Origin of the sequence: Pseudomonas macauensis (assembly GCF_047902425.1) — a bacterium.
Taxonomy (GTDB): Bacteria; Pseudomonadota; Gammaproteobacteria; order Pseudomonadales; family Pseudomonadaceae; genus Pseudomonas.
Map to the genome: position 1 here is coordinate 4324346 of NZ_CP138377.1, position 24063 is coordinate 4348408.

General features: G+C 66.2%; 21 protein-coding genes and 1 pseudogene. 10 read left to right on the top strand and 12 right to left on the bottom strand.

The features are described 5' to 3' along the window. The first annotated feature begins 61 nt into the window (after positions 1-61). Positions 62-1753, top strand: coding sequence for a lactate permease LctP family transporter (locus SD196_RS19780; RefSeq protein ID WP_275610835.1), 1692 nt, complete (start codon positions 62-64; stop codon positions 1751-1753). A 60-nt stretch (positions 1754-1813) separates the two neighbouring features. On the opposite strand, the gene arfB is transcribed toward SD196_RS19780, so the two are convergent. Beyond that, entirely contained in the window at positions 1814-2227 is a 414-nt protein-coding gene (gene arfB, locus SD196_RS19785; RefSeq protein WP_275610834.1) for an alternative ribosome rescue aminoacyl-tRNA hydrolase ArfB, read from the bottom strand. Between the two features lie 239 nt (positions 2228-2466). On the opposite strand from arfB, the gene SD196_RS19790 reads away from it, so the two are divergent. Further along, a complete protein-coding gene (locus tag SD196_RS19790) occupies positions 2467-3387 on the top strand; it encodes a nucleoside-binding protein (protein WP_275610833.1) in 921 nt (306 codons plus the stop codon). 245 nt (positions 3388-3632) lie between these two features. On the opposite strand, the gene SD196_RS19795 is transcribed toward SD196_RS19790, so the two are convergent. The 4 genes from SD196_RS19795 to hppD all read right to left on the bottom strand — a co-directional run bounded on the left by SD196_RS19795 (position 3633) and on the right by hppD (position 7404). Beyond that, positions 3633-4010, bottom strand: a complete 378-nt coding sequence (locus SD196_RS19795; protein ID WP_370599854.1) for an MliC family protein — start codon at positions 4008-4010, stop codon at positions 3633-3635. A gap of 102 nt (positions 4011-4112) precedes the next feature. Continuing rightward, complete coding sequence (locus tag SD196_RS19800; RefSeq protein WP_343572571.1) at positions 4113-5528, bottom strand: amino acid permease; 1416 nt, start codon at positions 5526-5528, stop codon at positions 4113-4115. A gap of 100 nt (positions 5529-5628) precedes the next feature. After that, on the bottom strand, positions 5629-6270 hold the full coding sequence (gene maiA / locus SD196_RS19805; RefSeq protein ID WP_343572569.1) for a maleylacetoacetate isomerase: 642 nt from the start codon (positions 6268-6270) through the stop codon (positions 5629-5631). Positions 6271-6318: 48 nt separating this feature from the next. Further along, positions 6319-7404, bottom strand: a complete 1086-nt coding sequence (gene hppD, locus SD196_RS19810; protein ID WP_343572568.1) for a 4-hydroxyphenylpyruvate dioxygenase — start codon at positions 7402-7404, stop codon at positions 6319-6321. A gap of 300 nt (positions 7405-7704) precedes the next feature. Between hppD and SD196_RS19815 the strand changes: the two genes are divergently transcribed. The 3 genes from SD196_RS19815 (at position 7705) to SD196_RS19825 (ending at position 10009) form a co-directional block, all read left to right on the top strand. Beyond that, positions 7705-8472, top strand: coding sequence for an AraC family transcriptional regulator (locus tag SD196_RS19815; protein WP_416310589.1), 768 nt, complete (start codon positions 7705-7707; stop codon positions 8470-8472). Positions 8473-8856: 384 nt separating this feature from the next. After that, positions 8857-9018, top strand: a complete 162-nt coding sequence (locus tag SD196_RS19820) for a DUF1427 family protein (protein ID WP_015476413.1) — start codon at positions 8857-8859, stop codon at positions 9016-9018. Between the two features lie 34 nt (positions 9019-9052). Further along, complete coding sequence (locus SD196_RS19825) at positions 9053-10009, top strand: quinone oxidoreductase family protein (RefSeq protein WP_275608101.1); 957 nt, start codon at positions 9053-9055, stop codon at positions 10007-10009. 390 nt (positions 10010-10399) lie between these two features. Here the strand turns inward: SD196_RS19825 and SD196_RS19830 are convergent, their stop codons facing one another. Together SD196_RS19830 and SD196_RS19835 are read right to left on the bottom strand one after the other, a co-directional pair. Next, complete coding sequence (locus SD196_RS19830; protein ID WP_331317063.1) at positions 10400-11188, bottom strand: TenA family transcriptional regulator; 789 nt, start codon at positions 11186-11188, stop codon at positions 10400-10402. A gap of 76 nt (positions 11189-11264) precedes the next feature. Next, entirely contained in the window at positions 11265-13658 is a 2394-nt protein-coding gene (locus tag SD196_RS19835) for an EAL domain-containing protein (protein WP_416310590.1), read from the bottom strand. Between the two features lie 403 nt (positions 13659-14061). Between SD196_RS19835 and SD196_RS19840 the strand changes: the two genes are divergently transcribed. Then, entirely contained in the window at positions 14062-15165 is a 1104-nt protein-coding gene (locus tag SD196_RS19840) for a helix-turn-helix transcriptional regulator (protein ID WP_275608104.1), read from the top strand. Between the two features lie 119 nt (positions 15166-15284). After that, complete coding sequence (locus SD196_RS19845; RefSeq protein WP_275608105.1) at positions 15285-16172, top strand: class I SAM-dependent methyltransferase; 888 nt, start codon at positions 15285-15287, stop codon at positions 16170-16172. On the opposite strand, the gene SD196_RS19850 is transcribed toward SD196_RS19845, so the two are convergent. The 5 genes and pseudogenes from SD196_RS19850 to SD196_RS19870 form a co-directional block, all read right to left on the bottom strand. After that, entirely contained in the window at positions 16173-17966 is a 1794-nt protein-coding gene (locus tag SD196_RS19850; protein ID WP_275608106.1) for an ABC transporter ATP-binding protein, read from the bottom strand. Next, a complete protein-coding gene (locus SD196_RS19855; RefSeq protein ID WP_343572554.1) occupies positions 17959-18594 on the bottom strand; it encodes a DsbA family protein in 636 nt (211 codons plus the stop codon). The genes SD196_RS19850 and SD196_RS19855 overlap by 8 nt, the downstream gene beginning before the upstream one ends. Positions 18595-18597: 3 nt before the next feature. After that, on the bottom strand, positions 18598-19533 hold the full coding sequence (locus tag SD196_RS19860) for a rhodanese-related sulfurtransferase (RefSeq protein ID WP_343572551.1): 936 nt from the start codon (positions 19531-19533) through the stop codon (positions 18598-18600). A 155-nt stretch (positions 19534-19688) separates the two neighbouring features. After that, the gene (locus SD196_RS19865) at positions 19689-19997 is read right to left on the bottom strand and encodes a BolA family protein (RefSeq protein WP_343572548.1); all 309 of its coding nucleotides are present in this window, start codon (positions 19995-19997) and stop codon (positions 19689-19691) included. A gap of 45 nt (positions 19998-20042) precedes the next feature. Next, positions 20043-20601 (bottom strand): annotated as a pseudogene (locus tag SD196_RS19870) (DUF2059 domain-containing protein). 121 nt (positions 20602-20722) lie between these two features. Between SD196_RS19870 and SD196_RS19875 the strand changes: the two are divergent. The 3 genes from SD196_RS19875 to SD196_RS19885 all read left to right on the top strand — a co-directional run bounded on the left by SD196_RS19875 (position 20723) and on the right by SD196_RS19885 (position 23837). Continuing rightward, the gene (locus SD196_RS19875) at positions 20723-21736 is read left to right on the top strand and encodes a DUF2804 domain-containing protein (protein WP_343572545.1); all 1014 of its coding nucleotides are present in this window, start codon (positions 20723-20725) and stop codon (positions 21734-21736) included. 90 nt (positions 21737-21826) lie between these two features. After that, the gene (locus SD196_RS19880) at positions 21827-23221 is read left to right on the top strand and encodes a class II fumarate hydratase (protein WP_331317052.1); all 1395 of its coding nucleotides are present in this window, start codon (positions 21827-21829) and stop codon (positions 23219-23221) included. Then, the gene (locus tag SD196_RS19885) at positions 23214-23837 is read left to right on the top strand and encodes an NAD(P)H-dependent oxidoreductase (protein WP_331317050.1); all 624 of its coding nucleotides are present in this window, start codon (positions 23214-23216) and stop codon (positions 23835-23837) included. The genes SD196_RS19880 and SD196_RS19885 overlap by 8 nt, the downstream gene beginning before the upstream one ends. The last annotated feature ends 226 nt before the right edge of the window (positions 23838-24063 follow it).

Genomic DNA, 24063 nt, shown 5'->3' on the forward strand with positions numbered 1-24063 from the left:
CACCGCTATCACTCATCCACCGCTGACGCTTTGCCTCCTACAACAACAAGGGACCCTCCCCATGCAAACCTGGCAGCAGCTCTATACCCCGCTTGGCAGCCTCGGGCTGTCGGCCCTGGCGGCCCTCGTGCCGATCATTTTCTTCTTCCTCGCCCTGGCGGTGTTCCGCCTCAAGGGCCATGTCGCCGGGGCCATCACCCTGGCGCTGTCGTTGCTGATCGCCGTGTTCGTCTACCACATGCCGGCGGACAAGGCGCTGGCCTCGGCGGTCTACGGCTTCTTCTACGGGCTCTGGCCGATCGCCTGGATCATCGTGGCGGCGGTGTTCCTCTACAAGCTCACGGTGAAGAGCGGACAGTTCGAGATCATCCGCAGCTCGGTGCTATCGATCACCGTCGACCAGCGCCTGCAGGTGGTGCTGATCGGCTTCTCCTTCGGCGCCTTCCTCGAGGGCGCGGCGGGTTTCGGTGCGCCGGTGGCGATCACCGCGGCACTGCTGGTGGGGCTGGGCTTCAACCCGCTGTATGCAGCCGGCCTGTGTCTGATCGCCAACACCGCGCCGGTGGCCTTTGGCGCGTTGGGCATCCCGATCATCGTCGCCGGGCAGGTTTCGGGCGTGGACGCCTTCAAGATCGGCGCCATGGCCGGACGGCAGTTGCCGATCCTGTCGGTGATCGTGCCCTTCTGGCTGGTGGCGATGATGGACGGCTGGCGCGGCATCCGTGAAACCTGGCCGGCGCTGCTGGTGGCCGGCGGCTCCTTTGCGATCAGCCAGTTCCTCACGTCCAATTTCATCGGTCCGGAGCTGCCGGACATCACCTCCGCACTGCTGAGCATGGTCTGCTTGACGCTGTTCCTGCGCGTGTGGCAACCGGCGAACCTGCGCGAGACGGAGTTCTCGAGTATCAACGCCGACGGCAGCGCGACGCTTGGCGGAGTGGGCGGCGGAGGTGGAGGCCAGCGCGAATCCCAGTACAGCTTCGGGCAGATCTTCAAGGCCTGGTCGCCGTTCCTGATCCTCACGGTGCTGGTGACCATCTGGACCATGAAGCCGTTCAAGGCGCTGTTCCTGCCCGGCGGCGCGCTGGAGAGCTGGGTGGCGGTGATCAAGGTGCCGTACCTCGACCAGTTGGTGCTCAAGGCCGCCCCCATCGTCGCCAACCCGACGCCGATGCCGGCGATCTACAAGTTCGACCTGGTTTCGGCCAGCGGCACGGCGATCTTCCTCGCAGCGCTGATCTCCATGGCCATCCTGCGCATCGGCGTGAAGAGCGGCGCAGCCACCTTCCGCGACACGCTGCTGGAACTGAAGTGGCCGGTGCTGACCATCGGTATGGTGCTGGCCTTCGCCTTCGTCACCAACTACTCGGGCATGTCCACCACCCTGGCGCTGGTGCTGGCCGGGACCGGCGCGGCCTTCCCGTTCTTCTCGCCGTTCCTGGGCTGGCTGGGGGTGTTCCTGACCGGTTCGGATACCTCGTCCAACGCGCTGTTCGGCTCGCTGCAGGCCACCACCGCGCACCAACTCGGGGTCAGCGACACGCTGCTGGTGGCGGCCAATACCACGGGCGGGGTGACCGGCAAGATGATCTCGCCGCAGTCCATCGCCGTGGCCTGCGCGGCCACCGGGATGGTCGGGCGCGAATCGGACCTGTTCCGCTTCACGGTCAAGCACAGCCTGATCTTCGCGGCGTTCATCGGGTTGATCACGCTGGCGCAGGCGTATGTGTTCACAGGGATGCTGGTGCACTGATGGCATTCGGGCACTGGGGGTTCCTACGAAAAGCAAGTGCCCTTAAGCCCTTTCCGCCCCTCAGTAATCGACCTTCCCCCGCCCCGCCTTGATCGCTCCGCGCTTGCTCTTGCCCTCCAGGCGGCGCGTCTTCGAGCCCAGCGTCGGCTTGGTCGGGCGGCGCTTCTTCTCCACCTTGGCGACGCTGCGGATCAGCTCCGCCAGGCGGTTCAGCGCGTCCTCGCGGTTCTGTTCCTGGGTGCGGTATTGCTGGGCCTTGATCACCACCACACCCTCGCTGGTGATGCGCTGGTCGCTCAGGGCGAGCAGGCGCTCCTTGTAGAACTCCGGCAACGACGAGGCGCGGACGTCGAAGCGCAGGTGCACGGCGCTGGACACCTTGTTGACGTTCTGACCGCCAGCACCCTGGGCGCGAATGGCGTTCAGCTCGATCTCGGCGTCGGGGATCTGCACGGCGTTGGAAATCTGCAGCATGGCGAAGGGTCTGGCGGGAAATGTTTGCAGCATATCGCGCCGGGGTGCATCTGTCCCCGGACTATCCAGGCCGCCGCACAAAGCCCATTCCTGACTTTTGGATCAACTTTTGTATACGAAGTTGTGTACAAGTTTTTCTTGCAATGTCGTCAATTCGCCATTAGAACCCTCTCCTGTCACCGGTCGCAGTGCGAACTGCGGCACGCGGGCCCCATAACAAAAACAAGATGAGGTGCAGCATGTTTCCAACCCTGTTGGCGCCGGCGGCCACTGATGCCGCCCGCCTTCAATCGCGATCCAGCCGCCGCCTGAGCAACGGCCGCTGGCTCGCCCTCGGCACCGCGCTGATCGTCTCCCCCTGGGGCGCGGCGCAGGCCGATGATGGTCGTATCTTCGAGTGGACCAGCAACACCCTCGGGTACCGCTACGGCAAGGACTTCACCAACCCGAACAACCCGAACGACATCAGCAAGAACATCTACAGCTTCAGCCACGCGGACGGTTACCGCTACGGCAGCAACTTCTTCCACCTGGATGTGCTGGAGTCCGACAACAACGACCCGCGCAAGGGCACCAACGAGGGCAGCAGCGAGGTCTACGGGGTGTTCCGCAGCCAGTTGTTCGCCTCGCGGGTGTTCGACCTGCCGCAGGGCAAGGGATTGGTGAAGGATCACGCCTTCACCTTCGGCTTCGACGCCAGCCGCAACAACAACCGCGCCTCGGCGAAGAAGCGCGCCCTGGTGTTCGGCCCCACCATCAAGTTCAACAGCCCCGGCGTGCTGGACCTCTCGCTGTTCTACTACCGCGAGAAGAACCACTCGGGCATTCCCAACGTGAAACACCCGGACCACACCTTCGACGCCACCTACATGGTCAACCTGACCTGGCTGCGGCCGTTCCAGCTGGGCGATCACGGGGCGAAGTTCCAGGGCTTCATGAACTACACCGGGGAAAAGGGCGAGGACTACAACGACAACGACACCGCGCCGGAAACCCTGATCCGCACCTCGCTGATGTTCGCCACCCTGCCGGGCACCAAGCGGCAGCCGAACTTCTGGGTCGGCGTGGGCTACGAGTACTGGCACAACAAGTTCGGCGTGGACGGCGGCCGTGGCAGCCGAACCTCGACGCCGACAGTGAACCTGGAGTTCACCTTCTAAGTTGGAGCGTAGGGCGTATATCGCTCCGCGTTATACGCCGCTTGACCTTGGCTACCGCCCGCTCGGGATCGACCTGGGATTCATTGACCAGGCTCGAATACGAAGCTGGCGATGAGACCGGTGTATCGGCGTACAACCGCGAACGGTTGTACGCCCTACGGAGTCACCTCCTGCCCAGGAGTAGCACCCGCCCAAGAAAAAGCCCGGCATCTGCCGGGCTTTTTCTTGGGGTCGTGGGAGAGAACTTAGTTCTCCTTGCAGGCCACGCCATCGGCGGGCTCACCGCCCTTCCAGTCCTTGTACAGGGTGGCGTCCTGGCCCTTGGTCCACCACACGTACTGGCCGGCGGCGTACTTGGCGCCAGAGGCGGAGATGACGTTGGCGAACACCAGGGTCGAGGTGTCGGTCACCGGCACCACGGCCAGGCTGTTGTCGCCCTTGTTCAGGTACTGGACGCCAAACTTGCGGCCATCCTCGCACTTGTACGAGACGCTGCGCGAATCCAGCTTGGCGTCGCCGGGCAGAACCAGCGCGTCGACCTGGGGCGCCTTCTTCTCTTCGCCGCCGCAGGCAACGAGCAGGACCGGCACGGCGGCCGCGAGCAGCCAAAGTGCTTTTTTCATGAGTATCCCTCTGACGAAAAATGGCCCGGTCACTCTAGGAAAGGTCGGACCGCGCGGTCAATCGCGCACGGTCCGTGCCCAACCGGGGATCGGGTCAGCGCGTCAGTCGGCGAGCACCGCGCCACGCTCGCCACGCAGCGCCGGCTGGCGCTTGAGGCGATAGCAGCCATACATCACCAGCAGCCACACCGGGATCGCGTAGACCGACACCTGGATGCCCGGGGTGAGCAGCATGACGCCGAGGATGAACACCACGAAGCCCAGGCACAGCCAGTTGGCCGCCGGATACGCCACGGCGCGGAAGGCGGTGCGCTTGCCCTCGGCATCCATGCGTGCGCGGAACTTCAGGTGCGCCAGGCTGATCATCGCCCAGTTGATCACCAGCGCGGCGACCACCAGGGACATCAGCAGCTCCAGGGCGCGGGCCGGGATCAGGTAGTTCACCAGCACGGCGAAGAAGGTCACCGCGGCCGATACCAGTAGCGAGCGCACCGGCACGCCGCGCTCATCCACCTTGGCCAGCGCGCGCGGCGCATCGCCCTGCTCGGCCAGCCCCACCAGCATGCGGCCGTTGCAGTAGGTGCCGCTGTTGTAGACCGACAGCGCGGCGGTCAGCACCACGAAGTTGAGGACGTGGGCGGCGGTGCTGCTGCCGATCATCGAGAAGATCTGCACGAAGGGGCTGCCGCTGTAGGCGTCGCCGGAGGCATTGAGGGTCTGCAGCAGGCTGTCCCAGGGGGTCAGCGAGAGCAGCACGGTGAGCGCGCCGATGTAGAAGATCAGGATGCGGTAGATCACCTGGTTGATCGCCTTGGGGATCACCGTCTTCGGCCGGTCGGCCTCGGCGGCGGTGAAGCCGAGCATCTCCAGGCCACCGAAGGAGAACATGATGATCGCCATGGCCATCACCAGCCCGCTGATGCCGTTGGGGAAGAAGCCGCCGTGGCTCCACAGGTTGCTCACCGCCGCCTGCTCGCCGCCCGAGCCGCTGGCCAGCAGGTAGCAGCCCAGGACGATCATGCCGACGATGGCGGCGACCTTGATGATGGCGAACCAGAACTCCGCCTCGCCGAAGGCCTTCACGTTGAACAGGTTGATGGCGTTGACCACCACGAAGAACAGCGCGGCCGTGGCCCAGGTCGGCACGTCCGGCCACCAGTAGTGGATGTACTTGCCCACCGCGGTGAGCTCCGACATGCCCACCAGGATGTACAGCACCCAGCAGTTCCAGCCCGAGAGGAAACCGGCGAACCCGCCCCAGTACTTGTGCGCGAAGTGGCTGAAGGAGCCGGCGACGGGCTCCTCGACGATCATCTCGCCGAGCTGGCGCATGATCAGGAAGGCGATGAAGCCGGCGATGGCGTAGCCGAGGATCATCGATGGGCCGGCAGACTTGAGCACCCCGGCCGAGCCAAGGAACAGCCCGGTACCGATGGCGCCGCCGAGGGCGATCAGCTGGATATGGCGATTCTTCAGGCCGCGCTGGAGCTGGCCTGCGTGTTGAGTTTCACGCGTCATGCGTCACCTGTTGTTTTTATCTGTGACGTGAATCGGCCGCCCGGCTCGTGGCTGGGCGGTGCGGGCAAGGCAAGGCTAAAGAGCGGTGGAACGAGGGAGCTTACTGGGCGTCCGGCTGCACCTCCGGGGCGGCCTGCTGGAAGGCTTCGAGGGTCTCGCAGCGCGCGGCGATGGCGAGCAGTCGCGGGCAGCCGGAAAGATCGCAGTCGAAGCGGCGGGCGTTGTACAGCTGGGGAATCAGGCAGGCCTCGAAGTACCCGGGGCGCTCGCCGAGGGACAGCGGGCCGGGCAGCACGTCCAAACCGGCCTCCACTGCGCGCAGGCCGGTCTCGACCCAATGGCGAATCCAGGCATTCTTCGCCTCGTCCGCCACCCCCAGCGGGCCGCTGAGGTACTGCAGCACGCGCAGGTTGTTCAGCGGATGGATGTCGCAGGCGATGTGCAGGGACAGCGCGCGCACCTGGGCGCGTTGCAGCGCATCGCGCGGCAGCAGGCTGGGTTGCGGGTGGGTTTCCTCAAGGTATTCGAGGATGGCCAGGGACTGGGCGATGCGCGCCTCACCGTCCACCAGCAGTGGCACCAGTTCCTGCGGGTTGAGCGCCTTGTAGGTGTCGGCGTGCTGCTGGCCGCCGTCCTTGACCAGGTGCACCGGCACCTGGCGGTAGGCCAGGCCCTTGAGGCCGAGGGCGATACGCACCCGGTAGGCGGCGCTGGAACGCCAGTAGGAATAGAGGGTCAGCATGACGGCTCTCCGGCGCCGACCGCGAAAAGCGGCCGGCGCGAGTGACGGTTACTTGGTCTCGGAGATCACGCCACGGCGAATCTGGTCTTCCTCGATGGATTCGAACAGGGCCTTGAAGTTGCCCTCGCCGAAGCCCTGGTTGCCCTTGCGCTGGATGATTTCGAAGAAGATCGGACCGATCACCGTGTTGGTGAAGATCTGCAGCAGGATGCCGTCGTCGCCCGGTGCGCCGTCGATCAGGATGTTCAGATCGCGCAGGTCCTTCAGCGACTCGCCGTGACCGGGAACGCGGGTGTCGACCTTCTCGTAGTAGGTGTCCGGAGTGGTCATGAAGTCCACGCCGTTGGCGCGCAGCTTGCGCACGGTTTCGTAGATGTCGTTGGTGGACAGGGCGATATGCTGGATGCCTTCGCCGTGGTATTCGCGGATGAATTCCTCGATCTGCGACTTGTCGTCCGCCGACTCGTTGATCGGGATGCGGATCTTGCCGCAGGGTGCGGTCATCGCGCGCGACAGCAGGCCGGTGAGCTTTCCTTCGATGTCGAAGTAGCGGATCTCGCGGAAGTTGGCGATGCGCTCGTAGAAGCCGGACCAGACGTCCATCTGGCCGCGCTTGACGTTGTGGGTCAGGTGATCGATTGCCAGGAGGCCGACGGCGTTGTCGGAGGCCGAGCGGCCTTCGATGAACTCAAAGTCGACGTCATAGATGCTGTGGCTGCCATAGCGGTCCACGAGGTACAGCAGCGAACCGCCGATACCTTCGACGCAGGGGATATTCAGCTCGCCGAAGTTGGCGTGGCTGCCAACCAGCTTGGCGCCCTGGGACTCGACGTAGGCGGCGGCCTGGGCTGCATTCTTCACCCGGAAGGCCATGGCGCAGGCGCTAGGGCCATGCTTCTTGGCGAACTCGTGGACGTGGCCGGTGGGGCTGCCGTTGAGCACGATGTTGATGTCGTTCTGCTGGAACAGGAAGACTTCCTTGGAACGGTGCTTGGCGGTCTCGGTGAAGCCCATGCCGGTGAACAGCTGGCGCAGTTGCTCGATGCCCTGGGCATCGGGGGCGGTGAATTCGACGAACTCGAAGCCGTCGGTACCGATAGGATTGTGCTGCTCGATCTTGGACACGGCGTTCATCCGGCCTCCTCATTGTCGTTATCGGCTGTACGGCGCAGGGCCGTCCAGGCGTCTGGAATGCCTTCATCTCAACCGTCCGCGCCGCTGCGGACAAGCCACCCCGGCACCGCACCGCTCAGCCCGCCCCCGGTTGCGCGGCAAGAAATCCTTACGCCGGGCAAAGCCCCCTGCGGCGGGCTGCCGCATCGTAAAGAATTCCTTACAAGGCGGTGCGCCAGCGTGCCACCGCGTACGGCCCGGCTCGCCAGCGGGAGCGGCCAGCGGCTACCATGCGGCGCATCTCCACCGCCGAATCCCGCCATGGCCCGCGCCGCTCCCCCTGACTTCGACGCCACCAACGCGTCCCTTCGCGCCCTGGCCCGCAGCTACCCGCGCGGCCTGCACATCGAGCCGCACTCCCACGATTGGGGGCAGGTGCTCTACGCGATGTCCGGGGTAATGTGGGTAGAGACCCCACAGGAAGCACTGCTGGTGCCACCCAACCGCGCCGTCTGGCTGCCACCGCAGGTGACCCACGGCATCCGGGTGGTCAGCGAGCTGCAGATGCGCAATATCTACCTGCGCCCCGGCACTGCCGACTCGCTGGGCGAGCAGGTGCAGGCGTTCGAGGTCGGCGGCCTGCTGCGCGAGCTGATCGTGCATCTGGTGGAGCATGAGCGCGAACCGGACACCGACTACTACCAAGCGCTGTCGCAACTGGCCGTGCTGGAGCTGCAGCGCGCCCGCAGCCTGCTGCTGCGCGTGCCGCTGCCGGACGAGTCCGACCGTCGCCTGCTCAATCTCTGCCATGCGGTGATGGCCGAACCGTCCCAGGAAATCCCCTTCGAGCAGCACGCCGCCGACGCCGGCGCCAGCGTGCGTACCCTCGCCCGCCTGTTCCAGCGCAGCCTGGGCATGGGCTTCGCCCAGTGGCGTCGGCAGGTGCAGTTGGCCACCGCCGTGGCCCAGCTCAACGAGGGTCTGCCAGTGAGCCAGATAGCCCATGCCCTGGGCTATCAGCCGGGGAGCTTCAGCGAGATGTTCCGGAGGGAGTTGGGGATGGCGCCTTCGGAGTATTGCGGGAAGTAGTCAATTTGCAGGGGCGCTATCCGCCTTGGTGTTTGGAGCTCCTGCGTCGCTTCGGCGTGTGCTGGGACTTTTTGTTTCCCCCCTCGGGCGACCTCCTTTGGCAAACGCCCAAAAGGGACTCGCCCGAGGGGCGAAACAAAATCTTTCAGCACATGCCGAAGCGGCGCAGAAACGCCGTACGAGACGGCGGATAACGCTACGCGTTATTCGCCCTACAAGAGCATCGCGGACGGAGTCCGCTCCTACGGGAGCCAGTGAGCCAACCCCGTCCATTTCCGCCCCACATCTGTCCGATATTCCGAAGCCGATGACCGGCGCCAGCCGATCCCCCGCCCTAGACTTCACTCATCCCCTTCAACCGCCGAGCCTCGCGCGGAGGACACCATGAGCTACCTGATCTCCCTGGCCATCGGCCTCGCCGTCGGCTTGGCCTACCACTTCCTCGATTTCCGCTCGCCGGCGCCACCGCTGGTGGCGCTGGTCGGCCTGCTGGGCATGCAGATTGGCGAGAACGCCCTGCCGCTGCTCAACCGCTGGCTGCACTGACTCGACCTTCCTCTCACTGTTACGGACTCGTGCCATGAAAGCCCTGCAATTCGACCGTACCGGCGACCTCGCCGCCCTGAGCTTCACCGAACTGCCCGACCCGGTGCCCGCCGCCGACGAGGTACTGGTGGAAGTCCACGCCGCCGGCCTCAACCCCAGCGACGTGAAGAACGTATTGGGCCGCTTCCCCTACACCACCCTGCCGCGTGTGCCGGGCCGCGACTTCGCCGGCACCGTGGTGAAGGGCCCGGCCGAGCTGCTCGGCAAGCCCGTCTGGGGCACCGGCAAGGGCCTGGGCTTCACCCGCAACGGCAGCCATGCGCAGTTGATGAGCGTGCCGGCCGGTGGCGTGGCACTGATGCCCGAGCGCATGAGCTTCGCCCAGGCCGCCAGCTGCGGCGTGCCCTACACCACCGCCTGGGACGCACTGGAGCGCAGCCAGGTGGGCGCCGGCACGCGTCTGCTGGTGATCGGCTCCGGCGCCGTTGGTGCGGCGGCCATCGCCCTGGCCAAGGCCCGTGGCGCCGAGGTCCTGGGCGCGGTGCGCCGCACCGAATCGCAGGCGGAGCTGCAGGCGCAAGGTGTCCGGAACATCCTGCTGGGCTCCGCGGACGCGCTGCCCGCGCAGGTGGAAGAGCACTTCCCCGGCGGCGCCGAGGTGATCTTCGATACCACCGGTTTCTGGCTGCCCGCCGCTGTCGCCGCGCTGGCCACCTTCGGCCGCATCGCCATCATCGCCGCACCGGTGGACGGGCACGTGCACCTGCCGGCCCTGGCACTGTACCGTCGCGGCGGCACGGTGGTCGGGGTCAACTCGCTGCTCTACGGCCCGGAGGCCTGCGCCAGGATGCTGCGCGAGTTCGGCCAATGGTTCGACGACGGCAAGCTGCCGCTGCCCGGCGGCCTGCGCGAGGTGCCACTGAGCGAGGGGGTGCAGCGCTATCGGGAAATTAATGAGGGCAGCAGCGAGAAGATCATTCTGGTGCCTTGAGTGGTCTGGCGCGGTAGTGCAAGAGCCCCCTCCCCCCAACCCTCTGGCCGTCCGCAGGGGCTGGTGAGGCCCGCGCAATCCTGATACTTCGCTCATGGCTTTCGTTCGGCAGGTTCCGGCGGGTACGTGAGGTGACCCAGCGCGCCGATCAGCCCCCTCTCCCTCCGGGAGAGGGTTGGGGTGAGGGCAAAGCCCCTGTGCCGATCCATCCCACTGCCAGCCCCTCTGATCCGGCCCGCCAAAGCCCGGCAATCCTCAAGGCAGCAAGTCCCGGCAGGCAAATCCGATGGTTCGATCCGGCACCGTTCTGGAAATCGACCGTCTGGAAGCGCCAGCTAGATCGACGCCAATAGAGTCGGGGAAATGCCGCGAAGGCCTTCCCCGCCCAACCTACCCCGCCGCCTGTATCGACCGCCGCCGCGAGCCGCTCTGCACCTGCTCCAGCGCCATACAATGGTCGAGGAACATGCGCATGTAGCCATAGCTCTTGCAGATCGACTCGCGCAGGGCCAGGCAACGCGGCACCGAGAGTTGCGGGCCGTAGAGGGTGCAGATGATATCCAGCGCCTCCCACGGATGATCGTCATCGTAGCGGGCGTGAATCCTCAGCCAGCGCATGGCGTCCTTGCGGCAGCCCGCCGGCAGGGTGCGCTCGTAGGTGTCGGTGGAGCACACCAGCGCCGACCACTCGCCGGTAACGCCTTCGATGGCGTAGTTGGTGGCCGCCATGGCCAGCGCCAGCTCATCGCTGGAGCAGGTGTGCCAGCACCAGTGGCTGAGGGCATGCAGTTCGCCCGGTACCAGTTGGGTCTTGAGCTCGGCCAGGGTCACGCCGTAGCTCTCGGCCCAGCGCAGCCAGTAGTCGGCGTGGTTGAGTTCGACGCGGATGTTGCGCATCAGCCAGCGCCTCGCCATGTCCTCACCGGGGCTGCGGCCGAAGCGGGTCTTGAGCAGGTTCTGCGACATGTACAGGGGGAACTGCTCCACCACCGGCCAGCCGCCGATGAGGAAGGCGCGCAGGGTCTGGCGGCTGAGCTGGCCGTCGCGCATGCGCGCATAGAAGGGGTGGCCGACCACCGCCAGGCGACTGCCCTCGCAGTCCTGCACCAGGCGCTGGGCCCAGAGGGGGTAACTGGAAAGCTCCTTGAGCGGCCCACTACGAACAAAGGTTTCGTTCATCCAAGGCTCCGTTGCCGGTCAATCCATGCAAGCACCGGTAAAACTGGCCTCAGATTAACCCTCCGCGCACCCGTCGTCACCGTCCGGAGGTTGTGTTCGCCCCAGCGGTCGCCATTTCCGCCTCGCGCAGGAAGCTGCGGTTGAATGGTTGCGGCCGGGCCAGGCCATAGCCTTGAGCATAGTCGACTCCAATTTCACGCAGGACTTCGAGGATTTCCAGCGATTCGACGAACTCCGCCACCGTGCGCTTGCCCATGACGTGGCCGATCTGATTGATCACCTGGACCATGGCCCGGTCGATGGGGTCGTCGAGCATGTCCTTGATGAAGCTGCCGTCGATCTTCAGGTAGTCCACCGGCAGGTGCTTGAGGTAGACGAAGGAGGACATGCCGGCGCAGAAGTCGTCGAGGGAGAAGCGGTAGCCCAGGGCCTTGAGCTCCTGGATGAAACGCGTGGCGTTGACCAGGTTGGCGATCGCGCTGGTTTCGGTGACCTCGAAGCAGATGCTCGCCGGGGCGATGCCGTAGCGCGGCTGCAGGTCGCGCAGGAAGTCGAGGAAGGTGTCGTCGCCGATGGTCGCCCCGGAGAGGTTGATGGCGCAGGTATGGATCGGCTCGTAGTCCCCTTCCAGCGCGCGGGCGGCCAGGGTTTTGAAGGCGCTCTCGACCACCCAGCGGTCGATGTCCGGCATTAGCCCGTAGCGTTCGGCGGCGGGGATGAAGTTGATCGGCGCCACCAGCCGGCCGCACTCGTCGTTCAGGCGCAGCAGCAGCTCGACATGGGCGCCCGCCTCCGCGTGCGGATCAACCGGGAAGATCGGCTGCGCGTAGAGACAGAAACGCTCCTCGTCCAGCGCCAGGCGAATGCGCTGCACCCACGCCATCTCCCCCACCCGGGTAGACAGCTCGGTATCGTCGGGGCGGAACACCTGGGCGCGGTTGCGGCCCTTCTCCTTGGCCATGTAGCAAGCCATGTCGGCGCAGCGCAGCGCCTCCTCCACGGACACCAGCATCGACGACACATGCACCACGCCGATGCTGACGGTGATGTTGAAGGGGCGGGTCTCCCAGATGAAATGCAGCCCCTGGACGGTCAGGCGGATGCGCTCGCCGATCTGCTCGGCCATTTCCGGCGGGCAGTTCTCCAGGAGAATGCCGAACTCGTCTCCGCCCAGCCGCGCCAATGTGTCGCCGTCGCGCAGGCACTGCTGCAGCACCGAGCACACCTGGCGCAACAGCTCATCGCCGGCGGCGTGGCCGCAGGTGTCGTTGACCAGCTTGAACTGGTCCAGGTCCAGGTACATCAGCGCGTGACGCTCATCCAGATGCACCGAGCTCTCCATCGCCTGCTTAAGGCGGAATTCGAACTCTCGGCGATTGGTCAGGCCGGTCAGCGCATCGTGGGTGGCCTGCCACGACAGGCTGGCCATGTACTGGCGCTCGCGGGTCATGTCGTGCATCACCAGCACCACGCCGACCACCCGCCCGTCGGCGTGGATCGGCGTGCCCACCAGCGTCACCGCCACGCGAGTGCCGTCCAGGCGCTGGATCAGCTTGCTCGACTCGCTGCCGCCGTCCACCTCGCCACGCAGGATCTGCCCCACCAGCGGCAGGCCCTCCTTCTCGTCAGCCTCGTCGAATACCCGCAGCAGCGAACGCAGTGGCAGGCCGACTGCCATGGCGCTGTCCCAGCCGATCAAGCGCTCGGCGGCCGGGTTGAAATAGGCGATGCATTCCTGGGCATCGAGGGTCACCACGCCATCGCCAATCGCCGCCAGGGTGGTCTGGGCCCGTTCCTTTTCGGTGTCCAGCGCGCTTTCGTAGACCCGCTGCTGGCGCACCAGCTTGAGGGTGCGCCAGATTGCCAGGAGGATCAGCGCCAGCCCCGCCAGGCAGTTGACCACCAGCAGCACCCACATCAGCATCCGCGACCCCTTGCCCAGGGCGGCTGAGAAGGCCATCGCTGCTGGCGTCACGCCATCGTTGATGCCCTGGATGCGGCTGTTCCAGTAACTCAGGTCGCCGGGGTTGACGGTGCCGGCGCGGATGCTGCCGTGCATCTCGTCGGCCACTTGCAGGAGCTGGTCGAGGTAGGCGTCACCGACGATCCAGCGTTTCACCGCCTCGTCGAAGAAGCTGTATTCGTGGAAGTAGCGGTACAGCCAGATCAGGCTGTTGACGTCATCCGGGTGATTGCCGCCGTCCAGCGCGCCGCGCCGCGCCTGCTCGATATCCGGCGGGTCCTGGTCGAGGGCCGCGCGGAAAGTGCGGTCGCCCAGCGGAATGGCGATGGCGGCCTGGTAGCGGCGGTAGTCTTCCGGGTCACGGGTCTGGCCATAGCGCTGCAGGTAGTGGATAGCATCCTTCTGCCCCTTGGACCAGAGGCTTTCGCCCCCCACGTAGGCCCGCACGCCGGAAAGAATGTACAGGCTGCCGGCGGCAATCAGCGCCTGCAGCAGTACCACGGCCATGAACGGCCATATCAGCCGGAGTAGCCGGGTTCTTCGACGGTTCGGCACAAGCCCCAAGGCATCCATAATGTGCTTCGACTTCCTTCTTCTTATCCCTGGCAAGCCACACTGGGCGGTTCTGGCTCGCGCCGCCGAAGGGAATTTCTGCATTACTACCCTTTACTCATAGCCGATCACGGAAAATCCTCAAACCGCATTGCAGGGCTCTTGGTCGGCTGACGAAGCGTAATCCTGGCGAAACACTGATAGCACGATGCCTTCTCCGGCCCGCTTCGGCCATTTGTCGGGAACCCCTCGCCCGACCAGCGGCCAGCCATGACACGCCATTCCGGCACCTTGCGCGAATAGCGGCGATGAGCCATACATCAGCCATTCGTGCAATCTGCAAGCCCGGAGAGGCCCCATGCAAAGTCGGGATATGGAGGTGCTTTACGACCAGTTGGTGGGGCTTTCCTATGAATGCGTGCTCGACGAGAGCGCCTGGCTGCCCTTGCTCTCCGGCCTGATCGACGCCACCGGCCGCCAGCAGGGTGCCCTGCTGTTCTGGGACCAGACCCAGGACGGCGCCCTGGCCAGCGAGATCAACCTGTGCGATCCCGGCGCCATCGAGTTGTACAACCGCGACTACTGCAACATCGACCCGTCCAAGGGCTTCATGCTCCACCGCCCCGTGGGCAACTGGTACCACGACCTGGAAGAGTACGGCCCGGAGCGCATTCGCCGTGATCCCTACTATCAGGAATTCCAGTTGCCCAACGACATGCTCAACGTGTCGTGCCTGAAGCTCAACGAACAGGCCAGTGCCGGCATCTACCTGTCGGTGCTGACCAGTGTCGGCGCGCGCTACCCCACCTCGGACGAGCAGGCCCTGCTGAATCGCCTGAGCCAGCACCTGATTCGCGCGGCGCGGATGTTCGAGCGGATCGGCGACATGCGCCAGGAACTGGCCAAGCGCGACCTGCTGCTGGACCAGCACCCCACGCCGCTCTGGCTGCTCGATGGTGACACGCGGGTGCTCTACGCCAACCTGGCCGCGCAGCGACAACTGGGGCAGGCCAAAGCGGCGTTCTACGAAGTCTTCGGTCGCCTGCACTGCCGCCAGCACAATGCCCGCCTGCAAGCGCTGGTGCGCTACGCCGCGCCGCGCCAGGGCAAGGGAAAAGCGGGTTGGCTGCCGCTGAGCGATGGCAGCGCGCTGGAGCTGCTGGTCACTCCGGTGCCGGCCGAGGCCGGCTTCAACCAGAACTTCCAGCGCCCACTGGCCCTGCTCGCCCTGCTCGACCCGCAGCGCCAGAGCCGCCTGCTCAGCGAACTGTTCGGCCTCACCCCGGCCGAGCAGCGCCTGGGTGACCTGCTGGTGCGCGGGCTGTCACCGGAGCAATGCGGCGAGTACCTGGGCACCTCCATCAATACCGTGCGCAGCCAGCTGCGCGCGCTGTTCCGCAAGACCCATACCAGCCGACAGGCCGAACTGGTGAGCCTGCTGGTACGCCTGGGCCAGCGCTGATTCGGCGGGTTCATCATTCATTCAGATGATGGACTGAGGCCCCGAGCCCTCTAACGTGGTGACTGGAGCACCGGCCCGGAAGGGGCCGGCCACGCAATCGGCATCCCAGGTGGACGGCAATGGACAATCGGACCCAGCAAAATCCGGCATCGATCGCACAGGCCATCGAAGAACTCGAACAGCAACTGCGCCGCATCAAGGACAGCAACACCGAACTGCTGGCGCTGGCCATCGGCCAGTCGACGCCCATGGCGCAGTCCCGGGTGCTGCCCTTTCCCCGCCGGCGGGAACGGCCGATGGGTGAAGGCTCCGGCAATGCCGTGCTGATGGACTATCTCTACGGCATCGACAGCGCCCTGCCCTCGCTGCTGCCCGATGGGCCCACCGACGAGCTGTTCCGCTACGCCAGCTCCGCGCCAGCGGCGCGCGCCCTGCGCTCGCGCCGCCAGTTGCTGGCACGGGAGATCGACCGTACCTGCGAGCAGCTCAGCGGCCAGGCGCGCATTCTCTGCGTGGGCTGCGGCCACCTGCGCGAGGCCGACCTTTCAAGGGCCCTGCGCGATGGGTACTTCCGCGAGTTCGTCGCCCTCGACCCTCAGCTACAGACGCTGCAGACCGTGGAATCCTGCTACGCCTCGCAGGGTGTGCGGGCCGTGCAATGCGGCCTCGACGAGCTGCTCTACAGCCGGACCGACCTGCGTCATTTCGATCTGATCTACTGCGCCGGGCTCTATGAGGTCCTCAACGACCAGGACGCCCATGATCTCACCCGCAACCTGTTCGCCCGCCTGCTGCCGGGCGGACGCCTGCTGCTGAGCAACTTCCTGCCGGGCATCCCGGGCATCGCCTACCTGGAAGGACTGCTGGACTGGGAGCCGCACTACCGCAGCGACGCCGAGCTGATCGACCTGTTGCGCGGGATCGCCTACAACGACATCAGCCACACGCGGGTCTTCCACGACCTGGGCAACTGCGTGAGCTTCCTCGAAGTCACCCGCTACGGCTGATCAGTGCTGCTGCAAGTGACCGTACAGGCGGGCATAAAGCCCGCCTTCGGCGATCAGTTGCTGATGGTCGCCGTCTTCGGCGATGCGCCCGCCATCGAACACCAGCACCCGGTCGGCCTGCTTAACCGCTGACAGGCGGTGGGCGATGATCAGTGTGGTGCGCCCTTCGAGGAAACGCCCCAGCGCCTGGTGCAAGGCGTACTCGGTGGCTGCGTCCAGCGCCGAGGTGGCCTCGTCGAGGATCACCACCTTGGGCTCGGCCAGCACCATGCGTGCAATCGCCAGGCGCTGCCGCTGGCCGCCGGAGAGACGCACACCGGAACGGCCTACCACGCTGTCCAGCCCTTGCGGCAGGCTGCGGATGGTATCCGCCAGCTGCGCCACTTCCAGCGCGCGCCAGCAGGCGTCGTCGCTGCGCTCGCGGCCCATGGTCAGGTTGGCGCGCACCGTGTCGTTGAACAGCGCGGGATGCTGCAGCACCACCGCCACGTGCTCGCGCACGCACTCGAGGCCGATCTCCTCCAGCGCCACGCCGCCATAGCGGATGCTGCCGGATTGCGGCTGGTAGAGACCGAGCAGCAGCTGCACCAAAGTGCTCTTGCCACCGCCGCTGGCACCGACGATGGCGACTTTCTCGCCCGCAGCGATGTCCAGGTCCATGCCATCGAGCACCCGCTCGTCGCGGTAGGCGAAGCTCAGGTCGCGCACCTGGATGCCGACGTTGTCCTGCCCGGCGAAGGGATCGCGGCGGTGCGGGTACTGCGGCTCGTCCGCGCGGGCCAGTAGCTCGTTGATGCGGCTCAGCGCACCACCGGCGGCGTAGAAGGCGTATTGCAGGCTCAGCAGCTGTTCCACCGGGCCGATCATGAACCAGAGGTAGCTGAACACCGCCAGCATCTGGCCGATGGACAGGTCGGAGAACAGCACGGTGAGCATCGCCGCGGCGCGGAACAGGTCGATGCCGAACTGGAATAGCAACCCGCTGGCGCGCCCGGCCGCATCGCTCTTCCACTGCGAGGCCACGGCATAGTCCCGCACCTCGCGGGCACGCACGCCAAGGCGGCCGAGGAAGAAGCCCTGGCGGTTGCCGGCGCGCACTTCCTGGATCGCTTCCAGGGTCTCGGTCAGGGCCTGGGTGAAGCGCGAGGTGCTGTCGTTCTCCAGCTTCTTCAGGTGCTTGACGCGCTTGCCCAGCTGCACCGTGGCGAAGATCACCAGCGGGTTGAACAGCAGGATCAGCAGCGCCAGCTTCCAATGCATCCAGATCAGGATGCCAGCGGTACCGCAAAGCGTGAGCAAGGCGACAAGGAAGCGGCTGAGGGTGTCGCCAACGAACTTGTCGAGGGTGTCCAGATCGGTCACCAGGTGCGCGCTGACCGAGCCGCCGCCGAGGGTCTCGTACTCGCTCAGGGCGATGCGCTTCAGGCGTTCGATCAGGCGCAGGCGGATGCGGTACACCACGTCCTTGGACAGCCGCGCGAACAGGCGTGCCTGCAGCACGTTGAAGACCAGCGCGCAGCTGCGCAGCAGCAGGGTCGCCAGCAGCATCAGGCCGATGTAGCCGGCCGGCTTGTGCCAGGCCTGGGGCAGCCACTGGTTCATCACCTGCAGCGCGGCGTCGCCCTTGCCCAGCAGCACTTCGTCCACCAGCAGCGGCAGCAGTAACGGGATGGGCACGCTGCAGGCGGTGGCCAGCACGGCGACGAGGTTGGCGAGGAGCAGGGCTTTGCGATGACGGAAAGCGAGCCGGCGAATCTCCGCCCAGCTCAGGCGGTCAGCGGACAACTCAGGCATGCCGCCCGCGCTCCAGCCAGCGCTCCAGCAATGGCGCGAGTTCGCTCAGAGGCTGGTAGCCGTTGGTCAGCAGGGCCAGCTGGCCATCGCGCTCGGCCAGCAGCGTGGGGAAGCCGGCGATGCCCAGGTCACGGGCCCAGGAGAAGTCGGCGAGGGTCGCCAGGTGATTGTCCTGGCTGTCGAAGGCCTCGGCGAACTCGATGCGCGGCAGGCCCACGCGCTCGGCCAGTTCGGTGAGCACGCTGGCCTGGGTGACATCGCGACCTTCGGCGTAGAAGGCCCGCTGGATCTCGCCGACCAGCGCCCAGGCGCAGTCGTCGTCGAGGCGACGGGCGGTGACCACCGCCCGGCAGGCCGGCTCGGTGTCGTAGACAAAGCCGTCGGGCAGCGCGCCCTCGAAGTGGAACGGCTGGCCGGTGGCGTCATGCACAGCCTGCCAGTGTTCGAGGATGTAGCGCTTGGTGGCCGGTTCCAGGGCCGCGCCCTGGCCGGTGCGCAGCCCGCCCATTACCAGCGCCAGCGGCACGCCGGCGGCGCGCGCCTGCTCGACCAGCTTCTCGGCCACCGGGGCGAAGCCCCAGCACCAGGAGCACATCGGGTCCATCACGTAGAGCAGGCGGCTGGTCATGGATCAGTTCTCCGCGCGGGGGTCACGGCCAATGGGGTGCGGCTGGTTGCGCTCGCGCGCCAGCTCGATCTGCTTCTGCCGCTCGCGGGCGCTGGCACGGGTCTTCTCCGGCAGCGAATCCCAGCAATGCGGGCAGCTGATGCCCGGCGCGTAGTGCTGGGAGGCACGGTCCTCGGCCGAGATCGGGTTGCGGCAGGCATGGCACTGATCGTAGTCGCCTTCGGTGAGGTCGTGGCGCACGGTCACGCGGTTGTCGAAGACGAAGCAGTCGCCGCGCCACAGGGTCTCGGCCTCGGGCACCTCTTCCAGGTACTTGAGGATGCCGCCCTTGAGGTGGAACACCTCTTCGAAGCCTTCGCTGAGCATGTAGCTCGACGCCTTCTCGCAGCGGATGCCACCGGTGCAGAACATGGCGACCTTCTTGTGCTTGGCCGGGTCGTAGTGCTCGCGGATGTAGTCGGGGAATTCGCGGAACGACTTGGTTTTCGGGTCGATGGCGCCCTCGAAGGTGCCGATGGCCACTTCGTAGTCGTTGCGGGTGTCGATCAGCAGCACTTCCGGATCGGAAATCAGCGCGTTCCAGTCCTTGGGTTCGACGTAGGTGCCGACCTTCGAATTCGGGTCCACGCCCGGCACGCCGAGGGTGACGATTTCCTTCTTCAGCTTGACCTTGGTGCGGTAGAAGGGTTGTTCGTCGCAGTAGGACTCCTTGTGGTCCACATCCGCCAGGCGCGGGTCATTGCGCAGCCAGGCCAGCAGGCCGTCGATGCCGGCGCGGGTGCCGGAGACGGTGCCGTTGATACCCTCTTCGGCGAGCAGCAGGGTGCCCTTCACGCCATTGTCCAGCAGGGTCTGCAGCAGGGGTTCGCGCAGGGCGACGTAGTCGGGCAGGGAGACGAACTTGTACAACGCCGCGACGACGATTCGATCGGTGGTCATGCATCACTCCAGTGGTCGCCCGCGTAAAGGGCGGACCGGGTCCTTGAATTACAGCAGCTGAAAATGACAGCGCCGGCAAAAGCCGGCGCTGGGTGTCGCATTCTACCGGAGCGGGACGAAGCCCGCATCCTGCCGCCTATCAGCGCGGCGTGCGGTCAATGCAGGTCATGCTTGCTGCCGCCACGGCAGGTCGGCGATTCCGGCGCCTGTCCCTGCTGCGCCCACTCCTCGGGGGTGTAGGTATGCAGGGCCAGGGCGTGGAACTGCCCCATCAGGTCGCCGAGGGTGGCGTAGACCTTCTGGTGCCGCTTCACCGCGTTCAGCCCGGCGAACACCGGGCTGACGATCACGGCCTTGTAGTGCGTTTCCTGCCCGCGGCTGTGCATGTGGCTCTCGTCGTGCACCTCCAGGTGCTGCGGTTCGAGGGCGCCCAGGGCGGATTGGATACGGTCACGCATGCTCATGTCGGGTCTCGCTGGCAATCAGGCAGTCAATGCAGGTCAGGATGATCAGGGCTTCTTGGCCGGAGCGGCCGGGGCTTTCACGCCCAGTTCCTTGTCCATGTCGGCCATCAGCTTGTTCACCGGCTCCACGGCAGTCTGCAGCTTGGCCTGGGTCAGCTGGGCGGATTCGGCGGTCAGGCGCGGCATCTTCTCCAGCATCTTGCGGCCCACGGGCGACGCGTAGAAGTCGTTGATCTGCTTGAGCTCGGATTCGCTGAAGTTGCTGGTGTAGAGCTTGACCAGTTCAGGCTTGAGCTTGTCCCAGCCTACCGCGCGGTCGAGTTCGGCATTGGCCTTGGCCTGGTAACGCTCCAGCACCGGCTTCTTGCTCTCGGGCGCCTTGGACTCGGCGAAACGCTGGGCGAGCATCTGCTGGACCTGCGCATAGACCGGCACGGTGAGCTTGTCGGCGTGAACCTGCTTGAGGAATTTCTCCGCCTCGGTGTTGGCGTCGGCCAGGGCGATAGAGCTGAAGCCCACCAGTAGAGCTGCGGTGCAGAGAGTACGAAGAGCGGTCATTGGGCGGTCCTTGAGTCTGAAGGTATGTCCCGGTGGGACCCGCCATTCTGCGCCTAAGTTCGGAAAGTGCTCAAGAGACCGCCGAACTGCACGGAAGTGACCCGCATCTCTTGTCGACCTTTCGGCAAACCGGCATGCTGCGTCGCATTGCCACATGGATGTGTCCAATGAATACCTTCACCTACGTGCCGCCCTACGCGAACGCCCCTCCCCTGTGCGACCCGCGCGGCCGCCTGAACGACGCCGCCATCGGCTGGTTTAGCCGGCCGCAGACGGTCTGCAACCTGCCGGGCAACCCCGGACGTCGCAAACGCTGGAACCACTGGTGCATCAACGCACCGGGCTGGATGCTCTCGCTGACCATCGCCGACCTCGATTACCTGGGCTACGGCGCCATCTACTTCCTCGACCTGGAAACCGGCCGCTCGGTGCACCGCACCCAGATCACGCCGCTGGGCCGCGGCTGCGACCTGCCCGACGTGCCGAACCAGAGCCACAGTTTCCAGCACGGCGACCTGTGCCTGAACTTCGTCGAACAGCCTGGCCAGCTGCGCATCACCGCCAGCGCCCCCGACCTCGGCGGCCAGCCGCTGGACCTGGCGCTGGAGGTCAAGCGTCCCGCGCACCTGGAGTCGGTCAACCTGGTCGTGCCGATGGCCGGCCAGTGCTTCCACGCCTGCAGCCGACAAATGGGCCTGCCGGCGCGTGGCAGCCTGCAGCTGGGGCGTCGCGTCTATTCGTGCAGCGCTGGCGAGAGCTTCGCCGCCCTGGACTTCGGCCGTGGCGTATGGCCCTTCCGCACCCACTGGACCCGCGCGGCCTTCGCCGGGCCCGGAGGCATCGCCGGCAACTTCGGCAGCGGCTGGACCGATCACACCCCGCTCAAGGAAAACGCCCTGTGGTTCGGCGGCGAGTTGCAGCGCCTGGAGCACGACGTCGAGATCCACCAGGCGCCCCACGATCCCCTCGCGCCGTGGCGCCTGCGCAGCCCCTGCGAGCGGGTCGACCTCACCTTCACGCCGCGCAAGCTGCACCGTGCCTGCCCACGCCTGGGGCCGCTGTTTGCCGAGACCAGCCAGTGGTTCGGCCACTTCGACGGCTCCCTGCGCAGCCTCGACGGCGAGCACGTCCCGGTGCGCGAAGCCCTCGGCTGGGTCGGCGCCACCCACGCGCGCTGGTGAGATCGCTCTATCACGCTCATTGAGCCGACGCGGAACCCGGAGCGCCGACAACGGCCTAAACTGGCCGAGTCATTCCAGGAGGAACGCATCATGAGCCGCACCGAAACCGACAGCCTCGGCCCCATCGAAGTCCCCGACGATGCCTATTGGGGCGCGCAGACCCAGCGTTCGCTGGAAAACTTCGCCATCGGCGGGCAGCGTATGCCGCTGGCCGTGGTACATGCCCTGGCGCTGGTGAAGAAGGCGGCGGCCCGTGTGAATGCGCAACTGGGCGAACTGCCGGAGAACATCACCAGCCTGATCGAAGAGGCCGCCGACGAGGTTCTCGCCGGTGAGCACGACGATCAGTTCCCACTGGTGGTCTGGCAGACCGGCAGCGGCACCCAGAGCAACATGAACGTCAACGAGGTGATCGCCGGGCGCGCCAACGAGATCGCCGGCAACGGCCGTGGCGGCAAGAAGCCGGTGCACCCCAACGACCACGTGAACCGCGCGCAGAGTTCGAACGACAGCTTCCCCACCGCCATGCACCTCGCCGCCGCGCGTGCCGTGCATGACGACCTGCTGCCGGCCATCGCCGAGCTCAGCGGCGGCCTGGCCCAACAGGCCGCGCGCCATGCCGACCTGGTGAAGACCGGCCGCACCCACCTGATGGACGCAACGCCGGTCACCTTCGGCCAGGAGCTGTCCGCCTTCGTCGCCCAGCTGGACTACGCCGAGCGCGCCATTCGCGCCGCCCTGCCGGCCGTCTACGAGCTGGCCCAGGGCGGCACCGCCGTCGGCACCGGGCTGAATGCGCCGAAGGAGTTCGCCGATGCCATCGCCGCCGAGTTGGCCGACCTCACCGGCCTGCCCTTCGTCTCGGCGCCGAACAAGTTCGCCGCCCTGGCCGGCCACGAGCCGCTGGTGATCCTCTCCGGCGCCCTGAAGGCCCTGGCCACCGCACTGATGAAGATCGCCAACGACCTGCGCCTGCTCGGCTCCGGCCCGCGCGCGGGCTTCGCCGAAGTGAAACTGCCGGCCAACGAGCCGGGTTCCTCGATCATGCCCGGCAAGGTCAACCCGACCCAGTGCGAGGCCCTGTCGATGCTCGCCTGCCAGGTGTTCGGCAACGACGCGACCATCACCTTCGCCGCCAGCCAGGGCCACCTGCAGTTGAACGTGTTCAAGCCGGTGATCATCCACAACCTGCTCGAATCGGTGCGCCTGCTCGCCGACGGCTGCCGCAACTTCAACAGCCACTGCATCGCGGGCATGGAACCGGACGCGGCGAAGATGCGCGAGCACCTGGAACGCGGCCTGATGCTGGTCACCGCGCTGAACCCGCACATCGGCTACGACAAGGCCGCCGAGATCGCCAAGAAGGCCTACGCAGAGGGCAAGACCCTGCGCGAAACGGCCCTGGAGCTGGGTTACCTGACCGACGCCGAGTTCGACCAGTGGGTACGCCCGGAAACCATGCTGGAGGCGGGTCAGAATGGTTGATGCGGCCAAGCATGGCGCCACCCCCATCGAGGGCGACGGCAAGCGCGTGCTGCTGGTGCTCGGCTCGCCCAAGCCCGGCGGCTTCTGCCATGCGGTGGCGGAAGCCTACGCTCAGGGCGCCCGCGCCAAGGGCCATGTGGTGCACACCCTGAAGCTCGGCGAGCTGAACTTCGATCCGGTGCTGCGCGGCGGCTACGAGCAGAGCCAGGCCCTTGAGCCGGACGTGCTGGAGGCGCAACGGCAGATCCACTGGGCGCAGCACCTGGCGTTCATCTATCCGGTCTGGTGGGGCGGCCTGCCAGCGCTGCTGCAGGGCTTCTTCGACCGCGTGCTGCAACCAGGCTTCGCCTTCCGCTACCGCTCGGCCGAATCCCGCGAGTTCGAACCGCTGCTGGGCGGGCGCAGCGCCGACCTGCTGGTGAGCCACGACCAGACCCACTGGCACTACCGCCTGCGCCAAGGGGCCCCGGCGCACCGCCAGATGACCCGCTGCATCCTCGCGCCTTGCGGTATCGAGCTCCACCATCTGGAGGAGTTCAGCCCGATCCGCGGCTCCAGCGAGGAGCAGCGCCAGACCTGGCTGCGCCGGGCGGAGCAACTGGGCACGCAGGTCTGATAGACGTGTAGGAGCGAGCTTACTCGCGAACCGACCGGTGCCAGAGCCGGCGGAAAGCACCGTTCGCGAGCAAGCTCGCTCCTACGAAAGGCACTTGGCGCGGGGCATTGAAGTCCGAGGAGCTCGGCGGAAGACGCTCCCCGCGCAATCTGTTCAGCCTTCAGAACATTCCCCACTACCGCCGGAACCGCCCTACACCGCGCCGATACGCGACTTTCCTAGCATG

Bases quoted from the DNA above. Each gene is read 5' to 3' on its own strand.
- SD196_RS19780 (WP_275610835.1), top strand. From the start codon at position 62: ATGCAAACCTGGCAGCAGCTCTATACCCCGCTTGGCAGCCTCGGGCTG.
- arfB (WP_275610834.1), bottom strand. From the start codon at position 2,227: ATGCTGCAGATTTCCAACGCCGTGCAGATCCCCGACGCCGAGATCGAG.
- SD196_RS19790 (WP_275610833.1), top strand. From the start codon at position 2,467: ATGTTTCCAACCCTGTTGGCGCCGGCGGCCACTGATGCCGCCCGCCTT.
- SD196_RS19795 (WP_370599854.1), bottom strand. From the start codon at position 4,010: ATGAAAAAAGCACTTTGGCTGCTCGCGGCCGCCGTGCCGGTCCTGCTC.
- SD196_RS19800 (WP_343572571.1), bottom strand. From the start codon at position 5,528: ATGACGCGTGAAACTCAACACGCAGGCCAGCTCCAGCGCGGCCTGAAG.
- maiA (WP_343572569.1), bottom strand. From the start codon at position 6,270: ATGCTGACCCTCTATTCCTACTGGCGTTCCAGCGCCGCCTACCGGGTG.
- hppD (WP_343572568.1), bottom strand. From the start codon at position 7,404: ATGAACGCCGTGTCCAAGATCGAGCAGCACAATCCTATCGGTACCGAC.
- SD196_RS19815 (WP_416310589.1), top strand. From the start codon at position 7,705: ATGGCCCGCGCCGCTCCCCCTGACTTCGACGCCACCAACGCGTCCCTT.
- SD196_RS19820 (WP_015476413.1), top strand. From the start codon at position 8,857: ATGAGCTACCTGATCTCCCTGGCCATCGGCCTCGCCGTCGGCTTGGCC.
- SD196_RS19825 (WP_275608101.1), top strand. From the start codon at position 9,053: ATGAAAGCCCTGCAATTCGACCGTACCGGCGACCTCGCCGCCCTGAGC.
- SD196_RS19830 (WP_331317063.1), bottom strand. From the start codon at position 11,188: ATGAACGAAACCTTTGTTCGTAGTGGGCCGCTCAAGGAGCTTTCCAGT.
- SD196_RS19835 (WP_416310590.1), bottom strand. From the start codon at position 13,658: ATGGCCGTGGTACTGCTGCAGGCGCTGATTGCCGCCGGCAGCCTGTAC.
- SD196_RS19840 (WP_275608104.1), top strand. From the start codon at position 14,062: ATGCAAAGTCGGGATATGGAGGTGCTTTACGACCAGTTGGTGGGGCTT.
- SD196_RS19845 (WP_275608105.1), top strand. From the start codon at position 15,285: ATGGACAATCGGACCCAGCAAAATCCGGCATCGATCGCACAGGCCATC.
- SD196_RS19850 (WP_275608106.1), bottom strand. From the start codon at position 17,966: ATGCCTGAGTTGTCCGCTGACCGCCTGAGCTGGGCGGAGATTCGCCGG.
- SD196_RS19855 (WP_343572554.1), bottom strand. From the start codon at position 18,594: ATGACCAGCCGCCTGCTCTACGTGATGGACCCGATGTGCTCCTGGTGC.
- SD196_RS19860 (WP_343572551.1), bottom strand. From the start codon at position 19,533: ATGACCACCGATCGAATCGTCGTCGCGGCGTTGTACAAGTTCGTCTCC.
- SD196_RS19865 (WP_343572548.1), bottom strand. From the start codon at position 19,997: ATGAGCATGCGTGACCGTATCCAATCCGCCCTGGGCGCCCTCGAACCG.
- SD196_RS19875 (WP_343572545.1), top strand. From the start codon at position 20,723: ATGAATACCTTCACCTACGTGCCGCCCTACGCGAACGCCCCTCCCCTG.
- SD196_RS19880 (WP_331317052.1), top strand. From the start codon at position 21,827: ATGAGCCGCACCGAAACCGACAGCCTCGGCCCCATCGAAGTCCCCGAC.
- SD196_RS19885 (WP_331317050.1), top strand. From the start codon at position 23,214: ATGGTTGATGCGGCCAAGCATGGCGCCACCCCCATCGAGGGCGACGGC.